This is a genomic window from Paenibacillus vandeheii, from assembly GCF_030433635.1.
GTDB classification, from domain to species: Bacteria; Bacillota; Bacilli; order Paenibacillales; family Paenibacillaceae; genus Paenibacillus; species Paenibacillus vandeheii.
Genome location: NZ_JAROCD010000010.1, coordinates 16,074 through 28,359, shown reverse-complemented (window position 1 = coordinate 28,359; position 12,286 = coordinate 16,074). Strand labels below are relative to the sequence as shown.

Below are 12,286 nucleotides of genomic sequence, written 5' to 3'. Positions count from 1 at the left end.
ACCTATCACATCTTTCTGGGAGGAACATTCGAAGTGGCTGAACAACCAAAGTCTGAGAGCTTGATGTCTCTCGTCAAAAAGGGAAACACCTCCTCGGCCGTAGCCATGGCAGGTAACGCGGTACTTGCACTGTGCAAAGGAGGAGCCTTCCTATTCAGTGGCAGTGGCGCCATGTTCGCCTCGGCGATGCACTCTTTGGCCGATGCCATCAACCAAGGGTTTGTCTTTGTCGGAAGTGTGTTGTCCGAGAAAAAACCTACACGCCGCTTTCCGACCGGATTCGGACGGGTCATCAACATTTTCTGTATGATTGCCGTTATCGTTGTGACCATTATGGCCTATGAGACGATTCATGAAGGGATTCACCTCTTACAGCATCCTGCCGGTCATTCGGGCGGTCTCTGGATTAACATCGGTGTGCTGGTGCTTAACATTGTGATCGATGGAGCCATTTTGATCAAAGCAATGAAAGAAATTCTCAAGGAAGCACGTGCACCCAAAGCGTCAGGCCTGGCCCTGTTCCCTGCTGCAATCAAAAATGTAGGACGCGCTGCACCGCCAACACGCCTTGTATTTTACGAAGATGTTGTAGCGGTAATCGGTGCGACACTCGCTCTGATTTCTGTTGTTGTCATTGCACTGACCAATTTTGCATTGCTCGATGGAATCGTGACGACCATTATTGGATGCCTGATGATCGCTGTCGCTTTCCGTGTCGGCTATGACAATATGATCGGACTGATTGGTGTAGCGGCTCCACAGGATGTTGAGGACAAAGTATCCCAGACCATTCTGGCCGACACTCATGTTGCGGATATCCAGATGATGCGTATTATTCAGGAAGGCCGTTACTACCACGTGGAAGGTCTGATTGAGCTGACCAAAGGGCTATCTCTTGCCGATGCCGATGATATCAAGTTCCGTATTCAGGAGAAGTTAATGACAGACCCCGACATCGCCGATGCGGCCATCTCCATTATTGAAGATGATGGCGTGAACAGCTGGGGCAAGAAGCATTCGGATGTGGTGAAGTGAGGAATTACCCTCTTTTATAAAAGAAAAAGGCCCACTCTTCGCGGAGTGGGCTTCTTCACGTAGCTAACTACGTGACATAGGTAACTGCATGGCTACTGAATAGCTGCACTAAACTTGTTGGTTGGAATTCACTGACTGGCCGTCATGGTGTTTACTTCCGCCCACCCTGCTCCACCCCCATCTCCATCAATTTATCCAGCCATTTCAGACGGAACGTTTCTGTGGAGCCTTTGATTGGACTGATCTCGGTTACATGTTTTGAACCTAGACTTTAGTCTAGGTTCAGTTTAACTCCAAAGACCGAGGATACCCTTTTGCGGTTCATGGTATGCTGTGGATAACGAGAAAACATACTCCATGACCGTTCGGGAATTGATCTTGTATTGAAAAGGAGAGATATCATGGCTAAACGCACCATCCTTGCGCCCGTCCTTATTTTGCTGGGCGTGTACCTGATTTTGAACCAGGGAGGTTCACTCGGTCCAGGTACGATCTTCGCCACATTCTGGCCCACCCTATTTGTGATTCCGCTGGGGCTGTTCTTCCACTGGCTGTATTTCTCCATGATTGGAAGAGGAATTGGATTGCTGGTTCCTGGAGGCATCTTGCTTACGGCAGGTGTTGTCAGCCAGATCGCCATGCTCTTTGGCAACTGGAGCACGATGTGGCCTGGCTTCATTCTTGCGGTAGCGGTAGGTCTGTTTGAACTGTATTGGTTTGGTGGTCGCAACAAATGGCTGCTGATTCCGATCAACATTCTGACGGTTATCTCGCTGCTGTTCTTCGCCGTCATGTCGATTGGCACGATGCTGACCAGCCTGTCCTTCATCCAGCCGTTCGTGGCGATTGTGCTGATTATGGGCGGGGCATGGATCATTGTGGGACGCAAAAAGCGCATGTAAATCTTATGTCGTTTACACTAGACCACTGCGGTGACAGAACAACTTCGGATCGCTGTTATCCCCAGATTTTTTTGAATCCCATCTAGAATGGGAAAATCCGGTGATAAAGGCGAACGCTTCGCTTCCTCCGTTTGTTCTGTCCCCTCCGTTATCGTGTACACGAAAAAAATTCGACATGTGCTTTTGCTCTGAGGTAGGGTAAAAATATAGGGGTGCTGCTCGTCATTCAATTGAAATGACGAGCAGCACCCCTGTTTATTCTAACGAACTGTACACACGCTATTGGCGGTCATTTGCTCCCATTTGAGTTTTAACGAATCAGAGAGAGCTATACATCTCAATTAAATGCCTTTTACTTGCTATGCATTTTAAATTCGAGGAACAAATCATTGTAATGCGACAGCATTTTTTTGCCCAGATTATCGTACACTTCCAGCTTGCCCGTCAGCGTCTCATCCGGATAGAATCGTTCATCCTCCGAAATATCCTCTGGCAGCAGCTTTAATGCCTCGGCGTTCGGTGTGGAGTACCCGACATACTCGGCGTTACGGGCGGCATGATCCGGGTCCAGCATGAAGTTGATAAACTGATGTGCCCCTTCAATATTACTCGCAGTCTTCGGAATGACCATGTTATCGAACCAAAGGTTCGAGCCTTCCTCAGGAACCACGTAATCCAGCTTGTCGTTCTCATCCATAATCTCCGACGCATCCCCGGACCATACGAGTCCAACCGCCGCTTCTTCGTTCGCCAGCAGCATCTTAATTTCGTCTCCGACAATGGCTCTGACGTTCGGCGTCAGGGTGGACAATTTCTTCAAAGCCGCCTGCAGATGGTCTTCGTTGGTATCGTTCAGCGAATAACCGAGGCTGTTCAGCCCCATGCCGATCACTTCACGTGCACCATCGAGCAGCAGGATTTGATTTTTCAAACGCGGGTCCCACAGATCATTCCAGCTCTCAAACGTTAACCCATCGACCAGTTCAGGGTTGTACACAATGCCCACTGTTCCCCAGAAGTAAGGGATGGAGTACTTGTTGCCCTCATCAAAGGACAGGTCCATAAACCGTGGGTCGATGTTACTCAGATTCGGAAGCTTGCTGTGATCCAGTGGAACGAGCAGGTTCTCTGCTTTCATTTTGCTAATCGCATATTCGGAAGGTATCGCTACATCAAACGTCGTTCCTCCCTGCTCAATCTTGGTCAGCATCGCTTCATTCGAGTCAAACGTCTGATAGATCACCTTGATGCCAGTCTCTTGCTCAAATTCCTTCAGCAGATCAGGGTCGATATAATCGCCCCAGTTATAGATGGTCAGCGTGTTGCCGCCCGAATACCCCTGACTCTTGTTCAGATACGAGGCCAGAATCATCAGGGCAAAGGCAGCGATGAATACAATCGCAAATGTCCGTACCAGTTGCTTCATGGACGCAGCCCCTTTCCTCCGGGTGGTATCCGAGTTGCGCGGCGGTTAATGAAGTAGTATCCAACCACCAGCAGCACTGTGAGCAGGAACAGCAGTGTAGACAGCGCATTGATGGACAATGACACGCCCTGCCTTGCTCTTGAATAAATCTCTACAGAGAGTGTAGAGTACCCGTTCCCTGTGACAAAGAACGTTACGGCAAAGTCATCCAGCGAGTACGTCAGGGCCATGAAGAACCCGGCAAAAATCCCCGGTTTGACGTATGGAAGCACGACACGAGTCAGAATCTGCCACGACCCAGCTCCCAGATCACGCGCGGCATCCATCAAGGTTGGACTCATCTCCTGAAGCTTCGGCAGTACCATGATGACAACAATCGGCACGCTGAATGCGATATGAGACAACAATACCGAAGTGAATCCAAGTTTGATGCCAATCATGGTAAACAGAATCAGAAAGGATGCACCGATAATGACATCCGGACTGACGATCAGCACGTTATTGAGTGACAGCAACGTATTCTTGGTCCGTTTGCGCCGCACATGATAGATCGCCAATGCCCCTGCAACACCGAGCATCGTCGAAATTGCCGAGGACAGGAGCGCAATAATAAACGTATTCAGTACAATAATCAGTAACCGGGTATCGGCAAATACTTCCCTGTACCATTCCAATGTAAACCCTTCGAAGCCGCGCATATGGCCGCCACTATTGAAGGAATAGAAGATGAGATACGCGATCGGTGCGTAAAGTATGGCGAATACAACGGCCAGATAGACGTTAGACAGCTTTCCGTTTCTTCCCATTACGCACCTCCTTCTTGCCTGACCCGGTCAGGAACATAATGATCGCCATCGCAATAATCAAAAAGACGGCAATCGTCGAGCCCATCCCCCAGTCCTGGGTGACGAGAAAATGCTGCTCAATCGCTGTTCCCAGCGTAATTACCCGGTTCCCCGCAATAAGGCGGGTAATCATGAACAAGGATAACGCCGGAATAAATACGGCCTGACAGCCGGATTTCACACCGCTGAGTGTCAGCGGAAAGATGACCCGGCGAAACGTCAGCCATGACGATGCCCCAAGATCACGTGCCGCATAGATCAGCGACGGATTCATCTCTTCCAGCGCGTTGAAGATCGGCAGGATCATGAACGGAATGAAGATGTACACCGAGACAAAGATAAAGCTGAAATCGGTGAACAAAATCTGCTGCGTGCCAATGCCCACCACTTCAAGCAGGGAATTGGTCAGACCATACGTGCCGAACAGGCCGATAAAGGCGTACGCTTTTAACAACAGATTGATCCAGCTTGGCAAAATAATAAGCAGCAGCCATAGCTGCTTATGCTTCGTACGAGTCAGTAAATATGCCGTCGGATACGAGACCAATAGTGAGAACACCGTGATCAGAAATGCATACCAGAACGAACTCAGGGTCATCTGCATGTACACAGGTGTAAAGAAGCGGGCATAGTTGCCCAGCGTGAAGTTGCCCTCCACATCGAAGAACGAGTAATACACCACCAGCAGAACCGGAGCAACTACGAACAACACCATCCATAACACATATGGAATCAGATACGCATTGCGTGTACTCGCCTTAGTCTGCATGAACGGCCTCTTGGTAGGCTTCCAGACGTTTGTCGAACTCTTCTTCCGTCTCGTTAAAGCGCATGACGTGGATAGCTTCCGGGTCAAAATACAGTCCAATACGAGCGCCTACCATGGCTTTCTTCGTGGAATGTACCAGCCACTCGTTGCCCGCGTCATCGTAGGTGGATATCTCGTAATGCACCCCACGGAACAGTTGGGAGTCCACGTTGACCTGCATCTTGCCCTGTTCCTCGGTTGTAATCTCCATATCCTCTGGACGAATCACAATCTCCACAGGCTCGTCCTTCTGCAGACCCTGATCGACACACTCATACTGTGCACCAGCGAATTCAACCACAAAGTCCTGCTTCATTTTGCCGGATACGATGTTCGATTCCCCGATAAAGTCCGCCACAAACCGGTTAATTGGCTCATCATAGATATCATTGGGTGTGCCGCTCTGTTGAATGACGCCGCCATTCAGGACAAAAATCTCATCCGACATCGCCAAGGCTTCCTCCTGGTCATGCGTGACAAAAATAAACGTAATGCCCAATCGCTGCTGCAGCTCACGCAGTTCATACTGCATTTCGGTCCGCAGCTTCAGATCGAGCGCCGAGAGCGGCTCGTCCAGCAGCAAAATCTCGGGTTCATTGACAATCGCCCGTGCGATCGCGACACGCTGCCGTTGTCCGCCGGACATCTCGCCAATTTCACGGTTCTCATAACCGGAGAGATTGACGAACTTGAGTGCTTCCAGCACTTTGCTGCGAATCTCAGCCGTTTTCATCTTTTTGATTCGCAAACCAAAAGCTACGTTCTCAAATACATTCAAATGTGGAAATAACGCGTAATCCTGAAATACGGTATTCACCTGCCGCTGGTGGGCAGGCACACGGTTAATCAGTGCACCATTAAAATAAATACTGCCCTGTGTCGGCTCCGCAAAGCCGGCAATCAAGCGCAATATCGTTGTTTTCCCGCAGCCTGACGGGCCGAGTAGCGTATAAAATTTACCCCGCTCAATCTCAAAGCTGACTTCCTTCAATACGGCTTCATCCTGATCGTATTGCTGAGTCACCCGGTCGAACCGGATAATCGGTTGTTGTTCTGACATGCTTCACTTCGCCCCCTTTAAACTTGAGGTATACCTTGAGCCTGTACACTTCTTTTCATGCATGCTTCATTACAAATCCCATCTATTATATATGATTCAGCTATATCCGCAATGCTTTTGATGTAAACGCCATGTGTTATTTCTTCTTATTCTCACAAATACAGCATACATTACGGGTATATGTCGATATCTACGCATCCAGTAGGACGATTTAAGGAAGATTCGGAGTTTCAGTTTCTGTGCGAAAGGAGTCTTGTTGGTGGATATTCGCCGTAACCTGCCTTTGCTGATGATCATTTGTTTTCTTAGTCAGATGGGCGGTTTCATGATCCTGCCCCTGTTCCCTTTGTTTATTGAGGAATTCGGCCTGTCCGGCTGGATGATGGGGGTTATTTTTGCACTCTTTTATGTTGGAAAAGTGATTGGCGGGGTGCCGGCTGCGGCACTCTATCGGAAAATCGGGGGCAAGCGGGCACTAATTGCCATGCTGCTGCTGCTCGCTGTCTGTATGGGCGGGTTCGCTATATCTTCTGCCGCGCTACTATTCGGCCTGCTGCGGCTGCTGCAAGGGCTCGCTTCTACCGGACTTACGGTCGTCGTGCGTTCCATCATCGGGGATGAGGGCAATGTCGACAACCGGGGGCTGTTCAACGGTTATATCAGCAGCAGTGAAGGCGGGGGTATGGTGCTGGGTCCGGTCATCAGCGGCTGGCTCTCGTTGCACTGGCCGTTGTCCGTGCCTTTTTTACTCGTTACCGTGTGCTGTCTGATGGCTGTCGTTGCGGCAATGGGGATAAAGTCGGCATCAAAAGCAGAGCATTCGTCTGAAAGTGAGGTGAACGGTCAGGCCTCAGGCGAGGCTTCAACTACTATAAAACAAACGCAAACACCTAAGGATACGGATTACACTATTTCTCCAGTAAACGGTACACCTAGCCCAACCATTCCGGAACCGTCCACCGGGCTTACCCGGCGGCAACAACTGATTGGTTACGGTACGGTGCATTTTCTGGAGATGAGCGCCTATGCCGTGTTTCTGACTTATTTTGCACTATATGCTGCTCATATCATGCACTGGGACCCGTTTGCGACCAGCCTCGCCTTTACCGTAGCCGGAATCTCTACACTTGCGGCTGCCCCGGTAGCAGGTTACCTGTCTGATCGGATGGGTGATCGCCTGCTTCTCTGCATGTTTGGCATGCTGATGATTGGCATCGAAGTGGTGGTTTTTCTGAGCACATCTTCTTATGTGTGGGTTTACGTGGGCATGCTGATCGGTGGCGTTGGCGGTGCATGTTACATGGATTCGTTCTTTGCTCATATTGGGGATCATATCCCGAACGAGGGCAGAAGCGCCGTCATAGGTAAAATCGTCTCTGCCGCCGAGATTGGTTCGATTGTATCCCCTCTGATTGCTGCGCTGCTTGTGGAGTATGGATCGCTGTACACTGTGTTCGTGTTCAATCTGCTTCTGATCGCTGCCGCTATCGCCGTTCAGGCGGTGATGCGCAGCCGTTACAGATTCAAACGGGGGTAAACGCACAAGACTGCCCACACCAGTGGGCAGCCTCCATCATTTATTTATTCCTAATAAAGTTGCTATATGTAGTGCATTTTCTTCAATTTTACTTTTTAAATAAGGGTCTGTTTTCTCAGGCAGTTCCGTCGGTTTATAGAACTTCGCTTCAAGGACTTCCACCCCATCGGGCTTCAACTCGCCTTCAAACTCCGTACAAATGTAACCAATGACCACATTATAATATTCATGTCCATTTCTTAATTTCGTATATAACTCTTTCTCGGAAAAGACGCCGTATAGCTTAAGTTTCTTGATCTGTAGCCCAATCTCTTCCCTTACCTCTCTCATCGCAGATTCTTCCACCGACTCGCCCATCTCCATCATTCCACCTGGTATTCCCCACGTATCATCTGCATTTCGAACCAACAAAATTTCATCTGATTGATTCAATATTAAAATACTCGGTCTCACCAGAATAACAGGTGCATTACCAACCATTTCTCGAAGCGATTCAATGTAACCCATGGATAACCCCTCCTATATAAAGTCATGGTCCTATTATAGAAGTGCAATTAATTTCCATATAGAGAAAGAATATTCAGCTTCATTTCCTATTTTAGAGCCTGTGCTTTGATGAAAACACTTCAAAAAAATAACCCGCTCGCACACATCAGTGTGCAAACGGGCATTTCATTGGTGGATTCTCCGCCTTAGGCTGGTGATCCCCCACGGGTTGTTGTTTTTCCCTGTTTTGAAGTTCAGCTTCCGATTTCTCTGTATCCAGCGTATATGAATGATCCCCGTAGAAAAAGTTGGGCTTTACAATCTCATTGCGGTAGGAACTGTGGAAAATATGCGTTGTTGCCGGAGACACGGGCGGAATCAGCCAAACCCAATCGCCTGTCAGCTCGCGCCCGGCCTTCTCCTCCCGCTGCTCAAACAAGGCAAATTGCGATGCGGCCGTGTGGTGATCCACAATGCTGACGCCTGCTTTCTTGAACGAATGCAGCACAGCTACATTCAGCTCTACCAGTGCCCGATCTTTCCATAGCGTCGTTTCACTCGATGTATTCAGGCCAAGCGCTGCCGCTACCGCTGGCAGTTTGTTATACCGAAACGTATCCGCCAGATTGCGTGCGCCGATCTCGGTTCCCATATACCAGCCGTTAAACGGCGCTGCCGGGTAGGATATGCCGCCAATCTCCAGCCGCATATCCGCAATCATCGGTACACCGTACCAGCGCATGTCCAGTTCAGCAATCTCGGGACGCTCCGGATGTTCAATCCTTACTTCCACGATGTCTTCCTCAGGCACAGGATACCACTCAGGAGCTTGTCCCTGCGCCTGAATAATCAGTGGCAGCACATCATACGCAGTGCCTTCTCCCTGCCAGCCAAGCGACATTGCCGTCTTCGTCAGCTCAACGGATGCAGGGTCGCCTATAATGCCTTCCGTCGTCTCATATCCTGCATAACGGATCAGTTGGTGATTCAAAATCCGCACAGGTGCTCCGTTCGGTCCATCAGGCGGAAGAATCGTAATCATTGGAATGATCTTACCTCCGTTGGAGGCCGCTCTGATGTGCGTCAGCACAGCATCCGCTGCCGTTCCAGCCGTATCTGCATGCCGCGCATCAACGATGCGCAGCTTATCCCAGAACAACCGTCCAATGCAGCGATTGCTGTTCCGCCATGCCATTTTACAGCCATGCTCCAGTTCATCCGCAGTATGCACATATGTGCCCGTATGCTCGATCTCATTCACAACTGCAACAAGCCGGGCCTGCGCGTCTTCACGCGTATGGCCCAGCTCTTCATAACATTTATATATAAACCGTTCAGCTTCATCCCGCAGTTCTTCCAGGTCTGTCCGCATTATTCATTCCACCAATCTATACATCTTGAATGCCATCATTATACGGCAACCACACCGGATTTGTAAGCGAACGGGCACTTTGTTCACGGACTCTACATATCGTTGTCAGCGGATGCAGGGTAACTTAGCTTATTTGCCCAGAAATGCGTTTAACATCCAGACCTCTTTATCCAATGCTGCGGTAAATCCAATTAGCATATCTTCGGTTGCATGATCCTCGGCTTCGCCTGCTGCTTGAATACCCTGTTCCATAACATCCACCATGGATCGCAAATCGGCAATCACTGTCTCTACCATATGTTCAGCCGATAAATGTCCCTGTGCTTCCTCAACTGGTGACAACCGCAGTTGTTCACCCATCGTTGCGACCGGGCGTCCACCAATGGCCAATAGACGTTCTGCGGCTTCGTCCATATTTGCGGTAGCCAAGTTATACAACTCTTCGAATTTGGCATGCAGTGTGAAGAAGTGAGGACCTTGGACATACCAGTGGAAATGGTGCAGTTTGGTGTACAGTACAGACCAACCGGCGATCTGGCGATTCAGGACATCGTGAAGTGCAGTATCGTTGTTTGCAAAAGTGTTGTTTCTAGTTTGGATTGTGCTCATGGAATTTATCCCCTCTCGAATTACACATTGAATTTTTAAATTGTTGTTCGTTTGTAAGCTGCATACGTTTGGTTGAAGTTAATTTCGTTTCTTTAATTTAGACTTAATCTAAATCTTGTTTTAATTATAACACTACTTATATCCTTTGTGAAGGCTTTAGCCTACGCTTTCAAATGAAGATTCCATGAAGCTACGCTTCATCTTTTAGCTCGTGCAGGGAAGATCCTTTTAACAAGTTTGCACACAGTATCTATACCTCGATTTTCACCGATGTACAATGACAATCCTCACGTGGTACACATCAACAACAAAAATAGCCCTGATCCTCAACGAGGTAACAGGACTGCACTAAAGTAAATACACGCTTACTATTGAACCAACTCGGATGTAAGGATACGGCTTACCTCTTCATAACTGCGCGCTACGTGATGAGCCTGGTGCTCTGATTCTGGCAGAGCACCGCGATGGTTGAACCAGATCACTTTCCATCCGGCATCGACGGCACCAACAACATCATTGCGCCAGGAATCGCCGATATAATAGCTGGAGCTGGAATCCGTTCCTGTCTGTCTGTTTACATGCTCAAACAATTGGCGATCCGGCTTGGCGTAACCTAAAGTACCCGAAATGAAAATCCGTTCTTCTGGGATAAGGCTGAAAACATCCAGCGCTTCTAGCTTCCGCTGCTGATGCTTCCCTTCTCCATTGGTGATTAACCCAACTGTATGCCCTTCTGCAAGAAGTCTTCGAATAAGTTCATATGCCCCGTCAAAAGGTTGAATCTGAAACTGTCTGCTCAGATACTGTGCTTGCAGTTGTTCAGCCTGCCCCGAGTGTAGGGGTAGTCCAAATTCCGCCATGGTCAGCTCAAATCGGCGATGACGCATCCGTTCCACCGCTTCCGGTTCGGGCACAGCAGACAAGTCTTCTTGGGCAGACAGCCAATCGCTATAATACCGAAAACGGTGATAGGCTTCAGCGTAAGGGAAATCATCTGGCAGACCGAGAACCTCCTGTAGTGCTCCTTTCAGCGGCTGCAAGTGATCATACAAGGTATCGTCTACATCGAAAAAGATAGCTCTCGTTTTATTTGTTTTTTCCATAATTGCTACTTATCCTCCTGGTGTTGGCTCCGAACATTCTCTTCTTACTATATATGGATTGAGTTGCCCCGTCCAAACAAGGATTCATCCTTAAACATGATTAACCCTTACTTGGAGTAGCATAAAAATCCATTATATATGTTAAAATAAGGATGAATTATTTCAGGGGGGATGCTTATGTTCAATCCGAAAATCTTCTTCTATTAGTTGTGTCTGAGGCCATGGCTCCCGAAGCCAAAATCTAACCCGGCACAACGGGGATGAAGATGTTTGCACAGAATGAGATTCAAATTTGGGAAAATGAACAGTCGCTAGAACTGAAAAACAACAAGAAGTTCATTGATCCAAGAAAAGAGAAGCTCAAGGAAATTCGTAAAGGAATCAAGAGCACTCATTTCAACAAAGAAAGTAAACCGGCTCGTAAGCAAGACTATCGTCTGTATAGAACCAAAATGAAACGATTGATGTACAGCGAGCAATATGATCTCCTTCACAATTATAAACGAACGAGTGGTTGGCTTACTTGGTAAACCGAAGTTAAAAAGAGTAGTCCTTACATAACTTTGCCTACTCTATGTCGGTGTAGTTATGAAGGACTGCTTTTACTGGAGTAAATGTCGTTTGCATACAAGTCCTATTATAATTAAATATTGCGAGGAGGACTTTATTCATGTGGAGAGAGCATCTTCAGGGAGTTTCAAAAGAGTATACGTTCAGTCCCCCTGCATCTGGAGACGACATTACAAAGGTTGAGAGCTTCTTCCATGTCACTTTGCCTCGTGAACTAAAGGAAATATTGCTCGAAACCAATGGGGTAAGAGCCATTTACGATTTAGGACTAATCTGGCCAGCAGACCGAATCAGGAATGAAAACAGACACTATCGGGATGACCACTTCCAAGAATATTATATGCCCTTTGATAACCTGATCTTCTTCGGCGAAAGTGGGATTGGCGATTTATTCGCGTTTCCAGTGACAGGGGATGGAATATGTAGAGATGACGTGTTTGTGTGGAATCATGAAAATGACAGCCGCAACTGGGTTGCACCTTCGGTGTCCAAATATTTGGAATGGTCCATACAAGGAAAGATAAAAATCTAGT

General features: G+C 48.2%; 13 protein-coding genes. 5 read left to right on the top strand and 8 right to left on the bottom strand.

Annotated features, from left to right (window positions below; all coding sequences use genetic code 11):
• Window positions 1-33: 33 nt before the first annotated feature.
• Entirely contained in the window at window positions 34-1,035 is a 1,002-nt protein-coding gene (locus P5G61_RS20100) for a cation diffusion facilitator family transporter (RefSeq protein ID WP_094937602.1), read from the top strand.
• Between the two features lie 401 nt (window positions 1,036-1,436).
• Window positions 1,437-1,937 carry a hypothetical protein gene (locus tag P5G61_RS20095; RefSeq protein WP_301248179.1) on the top strand — a complete coding sequence of 167 codons (501 nt, stop codon included), beginning with the start codon at window positions 1,437-1,439 and terminating at the stop codon, window positions 1,935-1,937.
• Between the two features lie 352 nt (window positions 1,938-2,289).
• Here P5G61_RS20095 and P5G61_RS20090 read toward each other — a convergent pair whose 3' ends face one another.
• The 4 genes from P5G61_RS20090 to P5G61_RS20075 are packed head-to-tail and all read right to left on the bottom strand — an operon-like array spanning window position 2,290 to window position 6,076.
• Complete coding sequence (locus tag P5G61_RS20090; protein ID WP_301248178.1) at window positions 2,290-3,363, bottom strand: ABC transporter substrate-binding protein; 1,074 nt, start codon at window positions 3,361-3,363, stop codon at window positions 2,290-2,292.
• Window positions 3,360-4,169 carry an ABC transporter permease gene (locus P5G61_RS20085; protein WP_024632840.1) on the bottom strand — a complete coding sequence of 270 codons (810 nt, stop codon included), beginning with the start codon at window positions 4,167-4,169 and terminating at the stop codon, window positions 3,360-3,362. The genes P5G61_RS20090 and P5G61_RS20085 overlap by 4 nt, the downstream gene beginning before the upstream one ends.
• Window positions 4,144-4,977: an ABC transporter permease gene (locus P5G61_RS20080; protein ID WP_024632841.1), complete on the bottom strand. Its 834-nt coding sequence runs from the start codon at window positions 4,975-4,977 to the stop codon at window positions 4,144-4,146. The genes P5G61_RS20085 and P5G61_RS20080 overlap by 26 nt, the downstream gene beginning before the upstream one ends.
• Window positions 4,967-6,076, bottom strand: a complete 1,110-nt coding sequence (locus tag P5G61_RS20075; RefSeq protein ID WP_301248175.1) for an ABC transporter ATP-binding protein — start codon at window positions 6,074-6,076, stop codon at window positions 4,967-4,969. The genes P5G61_RS20080 and P5G61_RS20075 overlap by 11 nt, the downstream gene beginning before the upstream one ends.
• Before the next feature lie 259 nt (window positions 6,077-6,335).
• Between P5G61_RS20075 and P5G61_RS20070 the strand changes: the two genes are divergently transcribed.
• Entirely contained in the window at window positions 6,336-7,613 is a 1,278-nt protein-coding gene (locus tag P5G61_RS20070) for an MFS transporter (RefSeq protein ID WP_301248173.1), read from the top strand.
• 36 nt (window positions 7,614-7,649) lie between these two features.
• Here the strand turns inward: P5G61_RS20070 and P5G61_RS20065 are convergent, their stop codons facing one another.
• From P5G61_RS20065 to P5G61_RS20050, 4 genes are all read right to left on the bottom strand, one after another.
• Entirely contained in the window at window positions 7,650-8,120 is a 471-nt protein-coding gene (locus P5G61_RS20065) for an NUDIX hydrolase (protein ID WP_301248171.1), read from the bottom strand.
• Window positions 8,121-8,265: 145 nt separating this feature from the next.
• The gene (locus tag P5G61_RS20060) at window positions 8,266-9,471 is read right to left on the bottom strand and encodes a nitric oxide synthase oxygenase (RefSeq protein WP_301248169.1); all 1,206 of its coding nucleotides are present in this window, start codon (window positions 9,469-9,471) and stop codon (window positions 8,266-8,268) included.
• A gap of 129 nt (window positions 9,472-9,600) precedes the next feature.
• The gene (locus tag P5G61_RS20055; RefSeq protein ID WP_301248168.1) at window positions 9,601-10,080 is read right to left on the bottom strand and encodes a Dps family protein; all 480 of its coding nucleotides are present in this window, start codon (window positions 10,078-10,080) and stop codon (window positions 9,601-9,603) included.
• Window positions 10,081-10,448: 368 nt separating this feature from the next.
• Window positions 10,449-11,183 carry an HAD family hydrolase gene (locus P5G61_RS20050; RefSeq protein WP_301248167.1) on the bottom strand — a complete coding sequence of 245 codons (735 nt, stop codon included), beginning with the start codon at window positions 11,181-11,183 and terminating at the stop codon, window positions 10,449-10,451.
• A 266-nt stretch (window positions 11,184-11,449) separates the two neighbouring features.
• Here P5G61_RS20050 and P5G61_RS20045 point away from each other — a divergent pair, with 266 nt between their 5' ends.
• Entirely contained in the window at window positions 11,450-11,713 is a 264-nt protein-coding gene (locus tag P5G61_RS20045; protein ID WP_301248166.1) for a hypothetical protein, read from the top strand.
• Between the two features lie 140 nt (window positions 11,714-11,853).
• Window positions 11,854-12,285, top strand: a complete 432-nt coding sequence (locus P5G61_RS20040; protein ID WP_301248164.1) for an SMI1/KNR4 family protein — start codon at window positions 11,854-11,856, stop codon at window positions 12,283-12,285.
• Window position 12,286 lies beyond the last annotated feature (1 nt).